The following is a 14,387-nucleotide window of genomic DNA, read 5'->3' as shown; positions in this document are numbered from 1 at the left end:
CTGCACGGCGGGTGAAGCCAAACCGCCAGTGCCCCGCTATCAGAGCGTCAGCGCTTAGACTGTAGCGGCGGTGCAGGGTGGGAGGAAGGTCCTTCGGCTACGCCTCAGGATGACAGGACGATGGGTTAGGCCTTTACCGTATTTGCCACTTCCTGCTCGGCCGCATGAATGCGGGCGAAGTACACGTCTTCCAGCGTGGGCTCCACCTGCTCGAAGCCGTTGCCGGGCTGGCCGAGGCTGTGCACGTGGATAATTGTCTGGCCGGCAAACAGGCGGGAGCTGATGACGGCAAACTGCTGCTGGTAGCTGTCCAGCTCCTCCTTGCGGATGGAGCGCCGCCAGATCTGCCCGCGCATTTCCTCAATGGCCTGCAGCGGGTCGCCGGTGTACAGCACCCGGCCCTTGTTGATGATGGCAAACTGCCGGCACAGATCCGACACGTCCGACACGATGTGCGTCGAGAGAATCACAATCCGGTCCTCGCCGATTTCGGCCAGCAGATTGTGGAAGCGGTTGCGCTCCGTCGGGTCGAGGCCGGCGGTGGGCTCGTCCACGATAATCAGGCGCGGGTTGCCCAGCAGGGCCTGCGCAATGCCGAAGCGCTGCTTCATGCCGCCGGAGTAGCCGCCCAGGTTTTTGTTGCGCACGGCGTACAGGTTGGTCTGCTGCAGCAGCGCGTCGACCACCTGCCGCCGCTCCCCTTTGTTGCTGATGCCCTTGAGCACCGCGAAGTGCTCCAGCAGCTCGGCCGCCGTCACTTTCGGGTACACCCCAAACTCCTGCGGCAAATAGCCCAGCACCTGCCGCACCCGCTCCGGCTGCCGCAGCACGTCGATGTCGCCGAGCTGAATCGAGCCCGAATCGGCCTGCTGCAGGGTGGAAATGGTACGCATCAGCGAGGATTTGCCGGCGCCGTTGGGGCCCAGCAGCCCGAACATGCCCGGCTCAATGCGCAACGACACGTCGTTGAGCGCCTTGGTCCCGTTGGGGTAGGTTTTGGAAAGATGTTCGATGACCAGTTCCATGCACAGAAAGGTTTTGAGGTAGAGGGAGGCAAAAACTGCGGATAAGATAGGGCTTTGGGTATGGACGTTGCCTGGAAATCAAACTTTCTCCCCCGAAAAGCCATAAAAAAGCCCCGACCGGCCGTAGCCAGTCGGGGCTGCGTGTTCGGTATCAGTAGCGGCGTAGCGCGAAGCTCTGCTTCGCGTAGCCCGCACGTTTGTCGCGGAACAAGCTGATGAAACAACGATTGTCGTTCCACGAGTCGTTCTGAATACGCGAAGCGGAGCTTCGCGCTACGACGCAGACGACGCCTACTTCAGCTCCACGCTCTGCATGATTTCGCGGGCAATGGGCTGGTACTGGGCCTGCTCCTCCACCGGGCTGATGAAGTGAAACACGTACTGCTGCCCGCCCTCAATGGCGTACTGCATCAGCTCGTAGCGCTTCAGCGGGGCCATCATTTCGCGGCCGCGGCGGTTGTCGCCCAGCGTCGAGACAAACTCCAGCACGACGAACTCGCGCTTGCCGATGGTCTTCACCTCGTGGGTGATGATGTCGACTTTGGAGTAGGTGCTCTTGAGCTTCGACTCGTAAATCTTCAGCAGCACGGCGTAGTCTTGGCTGCCCCCGCCGAAGGTGGAAGGGCGCATGGCAATGCTGTAGTCGATGCGGCCGGCCGGGTTGCTGTACACGGCTAGGGGCTTGCGGGCGGCCGGGTACTTGGCGGCAATGGCGTCGTCGGGCAGGGGCTGAAAGTCGGCGGGCACGCCCACGGTCAGGTTTTTGGCCACCTGCACCTTCTTGAGCTTGGGCGGGGCAAAAGCGGCCAGCAGCAGCAAGGGCAGCAGCCACAGCAGGCGCGGAAAGGGGAATGTTTTCATGGCAGTCATCGGGCGGCAAAGTAACGCAGCCCGCGGCGGGAAAATTTCGGGTAGGGAAAGGATGAAGAAATCAGGACGTCATGTACGGAAATAGAACGTCATGTCGAGCTTGTCGAGACATCTCGCGTGCTGACGCCGAATAGTAAAATCAACGAGAAGAATACTATCGGACTAAACACGCGAGATGTCTCGACAAGCTCGACATGACGTTCGACCGGGCTGGTCTGAAAAGACCCGTCAGCCGCTTCTACCGGCGCTTCGAGCTGCTCACCGGCCGCGAGGGGTACTTGATGTTCACCTTCTTCCAGTACAGGTAGTTGTCGATTTTGGCCTCGACCAGGTAGGTGCCGGCCGGGATGTGGCCCAAATCGACCGGGGCGCCGGTGTGGGTGGCCGGGTCCAGCTCCTGCTCGTACACCACGGCCTTCTTGTAGTTGGTCATAGTCAGCTTGCCGGGCTTGGTAAACTGCTGGGTGAAGCTCAGCAGCACCGAGTTGGAGTTGGGCTTGGGGAAGATGTCGATGCCCGACAGCGTCTCCACCCGCTTCACGGCCCCGTCCAGCACCACCGGCTCGGCCGTGCCTTTGGACTTGATTTCGGTGCCGGTGGTTTCCGACTTGGTTTTGGTCTTGACCTTGGTCTGGGCCTGCGCGGCCGAAACGGTGAGCAGGGCGGTGGCGGCGAGCAGGTACAGGGAGCGTTTCATGGGAGAGAAAGTAGGCGGCCCGGGCGGGCGGTATGCGTTGAAATGTCAGGTTAAGGGGCCGGGAAAGCCCGTTGAGCGGCCCTTTGCACATTCCGGGCCAAATTGCACAACGCGCCTTGTACGTGCCAATCGGGCGCGCGGCTTGCCTATCTTTGCCGGCTCCATACCTGATTGACCTGGCCGCCCGCCGCGGCCCCAACCCCCTGCGCCCGCGCCGCGGGCCTACCTGCTTATTATGCTCCGAACCCACACCAACGGCGAACTGCGCCAGGAACATGTTGGTCAAACCGTCACGCTCTGCGGCTGGGTGCAGCGCACCCGCGATAAGGGCGCCCTGCTCTACCTCGACCTGCGCGACCGGTACGGCATCACCCAGGTGGTGTTCGAGCAGGGCGTGGAAGCCGACGCGCTGCGCGAGCAGGCCCGCGAGCTGGGCCGCGAGTTCGTGGTCAGTATCAGGGGCACCGTGGCCGAGCGCTACAGCAAGAACCCCAACCTGCCCACCGGCGACGTGGAAATCCGCCCCACGGCCCTGACGGTGCTCAACCCGGCCAAGCTGCCGCCCTTCCTCATCGAAGACGACACCGACGGCGGCGACGAGGCCCGTATGAAATACCGCTACCTCGATTTGCGCCGCAACCCCGTGCGCCGCAACCTGGAGCTGCGCCACCGCCTCGCCCAATCCGTGCGCCGCTACCTCGACGGGCAGGGCTTCCTGGAAGTGGAAACGCCCGTGCTCATCAAAAGCACCCCCGAAGGCGCCCGCGACTTCGTAGTACCCTCGCGCATGAACCCCGGCCAGTTCTACGCCCTGCCCCAGTCGCCGCAGACGTTCAAGCAGCTGCTGATGGTGTCGGGCTTCGACCGGTACTTTCAGATCGTGAAGTGCTTCCGCGACGAGGACCTGCGCGCCGACCGCCAGCCGGAATTCACCCAGATTGACTGCGAAATGGCCTTCGTGGAGCAGGAAGACATCCTGAACACGTTTGAAGGGCTCACGCGCCAGCTGTTCATCGAGGTGAAGGGCTTCGACCCCGGCGAATTCCCGCGCATGACCTACGCCGACGCCATGCGCCTCTACGGCTCCGACAAACCCGACACGCGCTTCGCCATGCAGTTCGTGGAGCTGAACGAGGTGGCCAAAGGTCAGGGCTTCCCGGTGTTCGACAATGCCGAGCTGGTCGTGGGCATCAACGCCTCGACCTGCGCCTCCTTCACCCGCAAGCAGCTCGACGAGCTGACCGACTTCGTGAAACGCCCGCAGGTGGGCGCCACCGGCCTGGTATATGCCCGCGTGGAGCCCGACGGCTCGGTGAAGTCGTCGGTGGATAAGTTCTACGCGCAAGAGGTGCTGCAGCAGTGGAAAGCCGCTTTCCAGGCCCAGTCGGGTGACCTGCTGCTCATTCTGGCCGGCCCGGCCGACAAGACGCGCAAGGCGTTGAACGAGCTGCGCCTGGAAATGGGCCAGCGCCTGGGCCTGCGCAACAAGGAGGACTTCAACCCGCTGTGGGTGGTCGACTTCCCGCTGCTGGAGTTCAACGAGGAGGACGGCCGCCACTACGCCATGCACCACCCCTTCACCTCGCCCAAGCCCGAGGACATTCCGCTGCTCGATACCAACCCCGGCCAGGTGCGCGCCAACGCCTACGACCTGGTTATCAACGGCGTGGAAATCGGCGGCGGCTCCATCCGTATCCACGACCGCGGCGTGCAGGCCCGTATGTTCGAGCTGCTGGGCTTCTCGCCCGAGGAGGCCGAGGCGCAGTTTGGCTTCCTGCTGAACGCCTTCGAGTACGGCGCTCCGCCCCACGGCGGCATTGCCTTCGGTTTCGACCGTCTCTGCTCCATGTTCGGCGGCGCCGACTCCATCCGCGACTTCATTGCCTTCCCCAAGAACAACTCCGGCCGCGACGTGATGATTGACTCGCCCTCGGAAATTTCCGGCGCCCAGCTCAAGGAGCTGAGCATCGATACCAAGGTGGAAGCGGCCAAGTAATAGCCGGTTTGTGCTGTAAATTTGAAAGCCTTGTCATTCTGGAAATGGCAAGGCTTTTCTCATGCGGGAGGTTAAGTATGATCAGTCGCAGTCCTGGTTTTTCGTTGGGCTCGGCGTGTGCGTAATTGGTAGTGGAATCCTGGCAGCAGTGGGGTACGATGCCTGGATCATGGCGGGCTTCATTGTATTCGCTGGTGCTATTCTGATCCAGCTCGGCCGGTTACGGCTCCGGGAGCCTGACGTGCTGCTACGGCTGACCAAGGACCGCGTCTGGACCAAAGAACTAGGCTGGCGACGGTGGGAGGAGGTAGAAGTGCGCATCTACCGTAGCCAGCGGCACGGCGGGTCGGATGTTGGACAGGTGGAAATTGCACTGCCCAGTAATCCGGGTTGGCGCTTTATCGAAGATGTAAGTGGGTTGGATATCAGTTGGAACGAGCTGCTGATCTGGCTTCGCCGAGCCGGGGTAAATACCTTGTAAGTCATGCCAGCACCTGCTGCCTACCAGCACGAGGTGCGCTACGCCCGCTGGTGGGCCTACCTGATTTTGATTACCGGCCTGATCGGGCTGCCCACGGCCGCAATCTGCGCGCTCTGGCTCCGTTCCTGGGGGCTGCCGTTGGCCCTGGCCGGCGGGAGCCTGCTGGCTCTGACGACGGCTTTTCAGCGCCTGAGCGACTCCGGACCGCAGCTTAAGTTCGGGGCGGAGGGTATTTGGACGGCTAAGCTGGGCTTCCAGCCCTGGCGCAAGGTGCGGGCCGAGGTGGGGCGGCCGCCGGGCACTACGCATGGATCGATGATGGGCTACGTGCTGGTGTATGACCGCCAAACCGGCGCCCTGCTCGACCAGCTGGACGCCGGGCCGCTCGACATGGAGGTGGATGTGCTGGGTGGCAATCTGCGCTACCACTCCCGGCAGAACGCCAGGTGAGTTGGCCCAACGAGGGCTGGAAAGCCGCCGGGCTGCAATGAGCGGCAGCTGAAGCCCGGTGGTGTCGGACACACAACCGTGCGCTAACCGGCTTCGCTGCCTTGCGTGCCTGCCACGTTGGCCTCCTAGCAGATAGTAGCCTGTTAAACTAAAAAAACGTATAAAAAACATCATTATAATATAACTATTGCTGAATGTATTTATAGTAAGCTAAGTTACTTTCACAAGGCTGATTCTGCGCACTTATTTGAAAAACAGGCTACTGGCTATGAAATGGAGTAAATACTTACTAACTGCCCTGCTCGGAGCTGGGAGTGTGCAGGCCGGCCAGGCGCAGACCACCGCGGTAAACTACGTTACCGAAGTGGTGACCAGCTACGGGGGCTACTGGCGCAGCGGCAACGGCCCAGCCCGGCCGGCGGCGTGGTTTCGGCCCCCAAAAGCTCCACCCGGCCCGACAATTCGCACGCCCTGCTGGCTTTTGTGGCCAACAGCGTGCGGTACTCCACCGGGGTCAACGACGACTTGCTGGCAAACAACGGGCTGGCCTTCACCCCGGCTATTTTTAACTCGCTGCCCGTCGAGACGCTGAACGCGCCCACTTCCAGCACCAAGGCCGGCTTCGGGCAGCTCTACGACGGGGTGGACAACGGCCCGAGCAATCCGCCGCCGCCCCGCACCCTGGCCGGCTACCTCGTCGACGGCCCCAACGGCCTGGACCTGGGCACGGGCCTGGCCAATATTCCCTCGGGCGCGCTGGTACTGACGCTGAATGGCATCAACCCGGCCTCCATCGGCGACGGGCTGCCCGACGTGCTCGTAACGCAAATTGCCTCGCCCTCGGGCTCCTCCGACGTGTTCAGCTGCGTCGACGCGTCGGGCAATGTGGTGGGCAACACCGTCTCGGTGGTGTACAACGGCAGCTTCCCCACGGTGGGCGAGTGGCTTGCCGATTTCTACGAGGCCAGCAGCTCGCCCATGGGCCTGAGCAACGGGTTCACCAAGACCGCGCGCGACCTGCGCCTGTGGACGGCCGACCTGAGCCAGTTCGGCATCACGGCCGAAAACGTGAGCCGGGTAAAGCAGCTGCGCATCCAGCTCAACGGCGACAGTGACCTGGCTTTCGTGGCCTATAACAAACAGTCGGCCACCATTCTGCCGGTGGAGCTGGTCAGCTTCGGCGCCCGCCCCGCCGCCGACGGCGCCGTGCAGCTGGACTGGCGTACGGCTTCGGAGCGCAACGCCGCGGCCTTTGTGGTGGAGGCCAGCCACGCCGGCGGGCCGTTTGCGGCCGTGGGCGAAGTAGCCGCCGCCGGCAACTCCACCACGGCCCGCAACTACGGCTTCCGCCACCGCCCGGCCGCGGCCGGCACGTGGTACTACCGCCTGCGCCAGCGTGATTTCGACGGCAAGGAGACCTTGTCGGAAATTCGCAGCGTGACTACGGGCAAGGCCGAAAAGCTGCCCCCGCTGAGCCTGCTGCCCAACCCCGCGCACGACCGCGTGCAGGTGCTGGGCGCCACTGCCGGCCCCGTGGAGCTGCTCGACGCCACTGGCCGCGTGCTGCGCCGGCAGCCGGCCGAAAGCGGGGTTGGGCTGCCGGCCGGCATCTACCTGGTGCGCAACGGCCGCCGCTCGGCCCGCCTGGTGGTGGAGTAAACCGACCTGCATAAACCAACAACAGCCGGCGCGACCATTCGCGCCGGCTGTTGTTTTGTGCCCGGTGGCGTGGCCTCAACGCCAGCCCATATTTTCCTTGAAATCGAGCGGGTACATGTTCAGGTACTGCACGATGCGCGGGTACGTGCCGCGGTTGGGGCTGCTGCCGTGGGGCAGCATGTGGTGCCAGATGACAAAGTCGCCGGCTTCGGCCGCAATGGGTACGGCCTGGGCATCCAAGTCGACCTGCCGCGGGTCGGTGCCGGGGGGGAGGCTGGCCAGCCAGGGCTCCAGGGTGCGGTGGAAGCCGGGCACGCAGCAGAAGGCACCCTGCTCGGCCGGCGTGTCGCACAGGTACAGCAGGCCCTGGGTGCCGAAGCGGAAGGGCGGCTCCAGGCTCATGTCCCAGTGCAGGCGTGGCCCCTGAAAGGGCAGGGCGGGCGTTTCGGGCGGGTTGAAGCTGGTGCGGTCGGTGGTTGGCCACAGGTCGGGCGTCTGCCAGAGCTGGGCAAAGGCCTTGTGAATGCGCCGGGACTGGCGGTTGGCCCGCAGCGTAGGATGGTGGTAGAACTCCATCATGATGCCCTTACCGATGGGCCGCTGGTACCAGCTCGTCGGGTCCTGCGGGTCCATGCCCAGGGCGTCCCACACGGCCAGCTCGGTGGCCCGGGCCTGGTCCCGGGAAATGGCGCCGCGCAGCACTACGTAGCCGTGCTCGGCCCAGTGGGCCAGGTCGGCCGGGCTGAGCACGTCGGGCTCAGCTGCCAGCTGCTGCAGACTGTGCTGCAGCGCGGGCGGGTAGGGCTGGCCCGAAAACACGCTGTTGAGGCGCTGCACCCGCAGCGAGTCCAGCTGCCCGCGGTGCTTATTCAGCACCCAGTCTTCAAACTCCGCAAAGCTGGGCTCGGTATTCAGCAGGTACTGCATGGTTTCTTCGAGTGGCAGGCCCAGGCCGTTGAGCAGCAGGTTGTCGAAGCGCCAGCTCTGCTCGGTCGCCTCGATGAATGCGCCGCGACGTTTGGCCAGCGTCTGCGCCCAGAAGCGCTTCAGGTACTGCACCCCCAGAGCGCCCGTTTCTTCCGGGCCGACCAAAGCAGGCTGTGAATTCATTGTTCTCGGGATTATTGGGTAAGTAGTTAATCAAGTGTCACCCAGACGGGCCCCGGCAAGGTAGCGGAAATGTCGGCTCGGTGCCACACCGCTACTGCGGCGGCAAAAGCAGCCCGGAAGCCTAGCGCCAGGCGACGCGGCGGGCCCTGACGCGGCTGGAGCGCAGCAAGACGCTTGGCGGCCCGGCAAGCCGGCGGATGCTGGGCCGCGCCGGCATTAAGCAAGAGTTCAGTCGTTGACTATTACCGTGGCGTAAGGCGCCGAACAGGGGCGCGGTTGGTATATTGCTTGCGGGCAAATGTTGTACTATTTTTTTACTAAAGCCGTGAAGCAGCGTTTACACTGGATTTTTCGGGTTGGCGTAGGAATGATGCTCGGCGGGGGCGCGTGGCAGCCCGCCCGGGCGCAGATGGCGCCGTCTTTCGGCTGGGCCGATTTGATTACCGGCCCGCACTGGCAGGCCGCCAAGCAGATTGCCGCCGACGGCAACGGCAACGTGTACACGGCCGGCACCTTCCAGGGCAGCACCACGCTGGGGCCGCTGAGCCGCACCGGTACGATGACCGGGGGCAACTCGGACATCTTCGTGGCCCGGTACAACCCGGCCGGGGTGCCGCAGTGGATCCGCCAGATTCAGCTCGGGCCGCAGCTGGCGGGGCAGCTGTCGTTGTGGGATATGCAGGCCGATGCCGCCGGCAACGTGTGGGTGCTGGGCGAGTTTGGCGACGCTTCGCTGCAAGTCGAAGGCAGCTCGACGCTCTACCCCTCAACGCCGCCCTACAATGTGATGGGGCCATCAGACGTGTTTCTGACCAAATACGACGCGCAGGGCACCTGGCAGTGGACCAAGCTTTTTGCCTCGGTCTACGACGACTTTCCGGCCCAGCTGGCCCTCGATGGCCAGGGCAACGCCTTCGTCGGCTACACGGAAACGCGCCTGCGGCCCCCGGGAGCGGGCCAGTCGCCGGTGGAGTGGACCAAGGTGATGCTGCGCAAGGTGGACGGCGCCGGCAACGTCGTTGCCAGCCAGGACGACGGGGTGACGGCCAGCTCCGGCGGCAGCCTCATCACCACGCTTACTTATAACGCCGACGATAACACCTTGTACACCAGTGGGTACATGCGGGTGCCGCAGCAGATGGCCGGTACGGCCCTGGCCGCCCCCAACGGCCAGGACCTTTTCCTGGCCCGGTACTCGGGCGCGCTGCAGCCCCTCGGCGCGCAGACCCTGCCGGCCGCGGCGCTGCCCACCACCCCGACCGACCGCGTAATGGCGGTGCCCAGGAGCATGACGCCGGTAGCCGGCGGCGGCGTGATACTGGCCCTGGATTTCAGCGGTTCGGTGCAGCTGGGGACGGCCACGCATCAGAACCCGAGCGAATACCGGGACATTCTGCTGGCCAACTATTCCACCCTGGGCGCCTACCGCTGGAGCCGCCAACTGAACACCACCGGCTACCCGACGTCCATCCGGCAAACGGCCGGGGGGCAGTACCTGCTTACGGGCGTGGGCGGCCGGGCATTTCCCTGGGGCAATTACCAGTTTGCGCTGAATCCGGTGCCGCTGGCGGGCTTTGAGGCGGCAAATGGCTTCGTGGCGGCCCTGGACGGCGCCGGGCAGCCGTTGTGGCTGCGGCAGTCGGTGGCCAGCGCCAGCCCCGGCTTCGACCAGTACGCCGGAGCCGCGGCCAGCAGCGGCGGCCAGGTGTGGGTGTGCGGCAGCCTGTACGGCAGCGCCGACTTCAACGGCACAACGCTGACCACTACGGGCGCCAACGCGATGTACCCCGATGGTTTTGTGGCCCGGCTGGATAACATTGCTACCCGCCTGGGCTTCACGCCCGCGGCCGGGGCCGTTGGCACGCAGGTCGTTATCAATGGCAGCAGCTTGCAGGGGGCCACGGCGGTGCGCTTCAACGGCGTGGCCGCCACGACGTTCCGCGTCAATGCCCCCGGCGACCAGATTGTCGCCACGGTGCCCGCCGGGGCCAGCACGGGGCCACTGTCCATCGTCACGCCCACCGGCACCGTCACCACCACCAGCGCCTTCACCGTGAGCGGCACCCTGAGCCGCCGCGTGCCGACGACGCTCTTGTTCAGCCTGTATCCGAACCCCGCCCGCGGTACGGTCCGGGTGCAGGTGCCGGGCGGAAGCGGCGCCCGGGCCGTGGTATCCGATGCGCTGGGGCGGCGCGTAGCGGCGACGCAGCTGCCGGCCGGCGGTGGCCAGCTGGATGTGCAGGGCCTGCCGCCGGGCGTGTACCTGGTGCAGGTCAGCACGGCCACGGCCACGGCTACCCAGCGCCTGGTACTCGAGTAAGACCACCCGGCGGGGCAGATGCCGGCTGCAGCAGGATTCCGCCGCCGCCGCCAGCCCGGCGAAGCATCCATTGTTGGTTTACCTGCCAAGCGGCGCCTGGAGTCCCAGGCGCCGCTTGACGGTTGAAGGCATTGGCCGCGTTATCGACCCGCCAAAGCCCGTGGGCAGCCCGCGAAGCAGCCAAACGGATGCTGGCGCTGCCGTCTACACGGCCTAATTCAGCCGGAAGTTCTTCAGCGAGTTGGGCAGCAGCGGGTGGCGGTCCAGCAGCAGGGCCTGCTGGATGATGAGGGTGAATATCACCAGCACGGCTATCTGCACGTTGCTGAGCAGGTTGGCGTCGCCCTCGATGGCGTTGGAGCTTTGGCGTAGCTGCTGGCCCACCTGCTGCTGAATGCGGTTGAGCCGCGCGAGGTCGGCGTGAATCTGGTCGAACTGGCGAAGCAGGGCGCGGGCCTGCCGGGGGGCCGGCGCGGCAGTGCTGAGCAGCTGGGCCTCCAGGGCGTTGTAGCGGCGCAGGCGGGCCTTGAGGGCGCCAAACACCCGGGTTTCTTCCGCCACAAGGTAGGTGGCCTCGTAGGAGCTGACAATGGAATCGATGCCGACGTTGTGGCCGCCGAGCTGCACCTGCAGGTAGTGGCGGCGGGCGGCCGTGGGGTGGGCCTGGTAGCCGGCTATCAGCTGCTGCTTGGCGTACATCAAATCATTGAGCTGAAACAGGCCGGTGGCCGGCAGCAGCCGGTCCTGGTACAGGAAGGCCGCCGAGGTGTTCATGGCGTGCATCAGGCGCTTTTCCCAGACGCTGCTGCCCAGCACCACGAGCAGCACAATCAGGAACAGGCCCGCGGGCTTGGCTTTGTAGTGGATTCGGCGCAGAGGGTTCATGGCGGGTGGGAAAGAGGGGAAGGGAAAATGTACTGAAAACCCGCTGCACCGCCGCATTTCGGGCCGCCAAAGCTGGCCGAAGGCGTACACGCTGCGCCGGAAAGCCGGATATTAGCCGCTCATGCCCGTGTCTTCCCCATCCCCAGCCTACCCCGGCGTCCCGGCAGCCACCCTTTGGAGCGAAATCGACGTGGCCGCGGTGCGGGGCCAGTCGCGCCTGGTGAGCAGCCGCAGCATTCAGCCCCTGAAGCTGCTCAATCCGCGCGCGGCCGGCGGCAGCTGCCACGTGGTCTTGTCGAGCTACGGCGGCGGCATGCTGGCCGGCGACGCCATTCGGCTGCGGGTGCGCGCTCAGGCCGACGCCCGACTGTTTCTGGGCACGCAGGCCAGCACCAAGGTATACAAGTCGCCCGCCGGACTGGTGGCCGAGCAGCTCGTCGAGGGCGAGCTGGCCGAGGGGGCCGTGGCCGTGGTGCTGCCCGACCCGGTGGTGCCCCAGGCCGGCAGCCGCTACCGCCAGGCCCAGCACTGGCAACTGCAGCCCGGCGCCCTGCTGCTGCTGGCCGACTGGTTTAGCGCGGGCCGCACCGACGCGGGGGAGCGGTTTGCCTTCGACAGCTACCACAGTGAGCTGCGCATCAGCCGCGCCGGCCGCCTGCGCGTACTCGACCGGTTCGGCTTCGAGCCCGCCGCGCACATTGCCACCTCGCCGGTCAACTTCCGCCAGTACCAGACCACTCTGGCGGTGTACCTGGTGGGCACGCCCGACGACGAGCGGTTCCAGCGCCTCGGGCGGCAGCTGCTGGCCCTGCAGATGCCCGGGCGCCGGGAGCTGGATTTCCGCCTGCCCGAGCACGCCTGCATCCTGTCCGTGGTACCGGCCCGGGACGACGTGTACGTGCTGCGCGCCGCCGCCCGCAGCCGCCTCGATTTGCAGCCGCTGCTGGCGGCGCTGATGCAGCTCGTAGCCGCCGAGGACGTGCTGGGCTACAACCCTTGGGAGCGGAAATACTGAGCCCGAACCGGCTGAACGGCAGTGCTATTCGGTCAATAGCCGTAGTTTATGGGGTTAATACTACGTTGAGCCGTCTTTGCGTTTTGCCAGCCTATGCGCCAACTCTACCCCTTATTCATATGCCTGCTGGCGGCCGCGCTGCCGGGCTGCAAGAGCCAAGACCAAGCCGCGGAAACGGCCGGGGCCGCCCGGCCAGCGGCGCCGGCTCCCAGCGCCGCTCCGCCGGCCGCTACGACGCGAGTTGAGGCTACCGCGCCGGAACCAGCCGGCCCCGCGGCCGCCCCGTCCCGGCGCAGGGTCGCCCGTCAAGCTGCCGCCAGCCAAACCCGCGTCGGGCCGCGGCGGCGGGCGGCCGGGTGGCCGGGCACCCCGGCCGGCGCGGGCTCCACCAGTCTGGCCGCCCGCTACGCGTCGCCGATGGACAGCGCCGGGGCTGAAGCTGCCGACGGCCTGCCTGACTACCTGGCACCGGAAAAACCAGTTCAAAGCTTCGAGGTGCTGCCCGGCCGCGACACGCTGCTGTACGGCGCCGAGGGCACGGTGCTCTGGGTGCCCGCCTACGCGTTCGGAGCCGCCCGGCCCGGCGCCGGGCCGGCCCGCCCCACCGACAGCCTCGCCGGCCCGGTGACGCTGCAGCTACGCGAGTTTTACTCCCTGCCCGATATTCTGCTGCACAACCTCACGACCACTTCGGGCACTGACGTGCTCGAAACCGGCGGTATGCTGCACCTGCAGGCCCAGACGGCCACCGGCCAGCCCTGCGCGCTGCGGCCCGGCAAGGAGCTGCTGCTGCGTATGCCCGCCGCCCGGCCGCTGCCTGGCATGCAGCTCTACACCGGCGTGCCCACCGCCCGCGGCGTAGACTGGCAGCGCCCGGTGCCGGCCCTGAACCGGCAACGGTTTCGGGAGGTGGGGCCGCAACTGCGGGGCACGCAAGCTGCGTTCTATCAGCAGCTCCGACGTAGCCTGGCTTTTTCAGCCGCCGACGTAGACCGGCTGCTGGCCCGCCCGCGCAGCCGGGCGGAACGGCAGCAGCTCCGGTCCTGGACTACTTCGCGCCGGACCCGGCTGCTGGAGTTCGGGCGCGTTACGTTGGGCATCGATGCGCAGGGCCGCGTGACGGGGGTAAATGTGCTGGGCATTCGGGATGAGGCGTTGCGGCTGGCGCTGGACGCCACGCTACGCCGTCAGGCCCCGGCCTTTGTACCGGCCGCCCTGCTTGGCCCTCTGCCGCCGCGCAAAGCGCATTCGAACGTCCTGACCGAAGTGCCGCGCCGCCGACGGTGGGTAAAAGCCGCCCCCTTGCCGCAAGTACCGGTAGCGGGCGTGTGGCTGTTTGACCTGGGTTTCGGGCGCGACGGCCGGGTGCGCTTTTTCGGTGATGACCGCAGCTTTGTCGGGCAGCTGAGTACTCCGGCCAACGCCATCCGCTCGTTCGATACCCGGCAGGCCCGCCAGTTCCTGCGCCAAACCCCGGCCGGTGACCTGAACGCGACCAGCGTGGATTCGCTGGGGGGCTACCTGTTTAGCGCCGCCGGCCTGGGCTGGATCAACTGCGACCGGAGCGCCCGTTTTGCTAGCCAGAAGCGCGTGCAGTTCGGCGTCGAAACGCCGGCGGCGGGTACCCGCGCCGTGCTGGTATTCCGCCGGGTGCGGGGCGTGGTGCCGGGCATCGGGCAGGACGCGGGAGCCACCCGGCAGCTTTTCTACGCGGCCCCCGAGGGCGAGCCGGCCACCCTGGTGGCGTTCAAGCGCGACAAGGGCATCACCTACCTGGCTACGCGGGCGGTGGTGCTGAGCGAAGGCGTGGCGCCGGAACTGAGCTTCCGGCCCGTCACGCCCGAGGAGCTGCGCGCCGCCCTGGCCCAGCTGGAATAGC

Annotated in this window: 12 protein-coding genes; 7 read left to right on the top strand and 5 right to left on the bottom strand. The window is 66.0% G+C overall.

Translation table 11 applies throughout. The annotated features are described in order from the left end of the window. Positions 1-125 precede the first annotated feature (125 nt). The 3 genes from EJV47_RS26745 to EJV47_RS26735 form a co-directional block, all read right to left on the bottom strand. Positions 126-1,025: an ABC transporter ATP-binding protein gene (locus EJV47_RS26745; protein WP_126696283.1), complete on the bottom strand. Its 900-nt coding sequence runs from the start codon at positions 1,023-1,025 to the stop codon at positions 126-128. Positions 1,026-1,316: 291 nt separating this feature from the next. Then, positions 1,317-1,886: a hypothetical protein gene (locus tag EJV47_RS26740; protein ID WP_126696282.1), complete on the bottom strand. Its 570-nt coding sequence runs from the start codon at positions 1,884-1,886 to the stop codon at positions 1,317-1,319. 247 nt (positions 1,887-2,133) lie between these two features. Beyond that, positions 2,134-2,592, bottom strand: a complete 459-nt coding sequence (locus EJV47_RS26735; protein WP_126696281.1) for a hypothetical protein — start codon at positions 2,590-2,592, stop codon at positions 2,134-2,136. A 235-nt stretch (positions 2,593-2,827) separates the two neighbouring features. Here EJV47_RS26735 and aspS point away from each other — a divergent pair, with 235 nt between their 5' ends. From aspS to EJV47_RS26715, 4 genes are all read left to right on the top strand, one after another. After that, complete coding sequence (gene aspS / locus EJV47_RS26730) at positions 2,828-4,588, top strand: aspartate--tRNA ligase (protein WP_126696280.1); 1,761 nt, start codon at positions 2,828-2,830, stop codon at positions 4,586-4,588. Positions 4,589-4,649: 61 nt separating this feature from the next. Then, positions 4,650-5,069 carry a hypothetical protein gene (locus tag EJV47_RS26725; RefSeq protein WP_126696279.1) on the top strand — a complete coding sequence of 140 codons (420 nt, stop codon included), beginning with the start codon at positions 4,650-4,652 and terminating at the stop codon, positions 5,067-5,069. A 3-nt stretch (positions 5,070-5,072) separates the two neighbouring features. Beyond that, on the top strand, positions 5,073-5,519 hold the full coding sequence (locus tag EJV47_RS26720) for a hypothetical protein (RefSeq protein WP_126696278.1): 447 nt from the start codon (positions 5,073-5,075) through the stop codon (positions 5,517-5,519). A 423-nt stretch (positions 5,520-5,942) separates the two neighbouring features. Continuing rightward, complete coding sequence (locus EJV47_RS26715) at positions 5,943-7,178, top strand: hypothetical protein (RefSeq protein WP_126696277.1); 1,236 nt, start codon at positions 5,943-5,945, stop codon at positions 7,176-7,178. A gap of 75 nt (positions 7,179-7,253) precedes the next feature. On the opposite strand, the gene EJV47_RS26710 is transcribed toward EJV47_RS26715, so the two are convergent. Beyond that, complete coding sequence (locus EJV47_RS26710) at positions 7,254-8,288, bottom strand: phytanoyl-CoA dioxygenase family protein (protein WP_126696276.1); 1,035 nt, start codon at positions 8,286-8,288, stop codon at positions 7,254-7,256. A 325-nt stretch (positions 8,289-8,613) separates the two neighbouring features. Here EJV47_RS26710 and EJV47_RS26705 point away from each other — a divergent pair, with 325 nt between their 5' ends. Beyond that, positions 8,614-10,608 carry a T9SS type A sorting domain-containing protein gene (locus EJV47_RS26705; RefSeq protein WP_126696275.1) on the top strand — a complete coding sequence of 665 codons (1,995 nt, stop codon included), beginning with the start codon at positions 8,614-8,616 and terminating at the stop codon, positions 10,606-10,608. Between the two features lie 213 nt (positions 10,609-10,821). Here the strand turns inward: EJV47_RS26705 and EJV47_RS26700 are convergent, their stop codons facing one another. Further along, positions 10,822-11,493 (bottom strand): MCP four helix bundle domain-containing protein, encoded by a 672-nt coding sequence (locus tag EJV47_RS26700; protein WP_165903951.1) that lies wholly within the window; start codon positions 11,491-11,493, stop codon positions 10,822-10,824. A 121-nt stretch (positions 11,494-11,614) separates the two neighbouring features. On the opposite strand from EJV47_RS26700, the gene EJV47_RS26695 reads away from it, so the two are divergent. Together EJV47_RS26695 and EJV47_RS26690 are read left to right on the top strand one after the other, a co-directional pair. Further along, the gene (locus EJV47_RS26695) at positions 11,615-12,508 is read left to right on the top strand and encodes an urease accessory protein UreD (protein WP_126696273.1); all 894 of its coding nucleotides are present in this window, start codon (positions 11,615-11,617) and stop codon (positions 12,506-12,508) included. A gap of 417 nt (positions 12,509-12,925) precedes the next feature. Continuing rightward, positions 12,926-14,386, top strand: a complete 1,461-nt coding sequence (locus tag EJV47_RS26690; protein ID WP_126696272.1) for a hypothetical protein — start codon at positions 12,926-12,928, stop codon at positions 14,384-14,386. Position 14,387: the final 1 nt, after the last annotated feature.

This window comes from Hymenobacter gummosus (genome assembly GCF_003970915.1).
GTDB lineage: Bacteria > Bacteroidota > Bacteroidia > Cytophagales > Hymenobacteraceae > Solirubrum > Solirubrum gummosum.
This window is presented reverse-complemented; position numbering and strand designations above follow the sequence as displayed.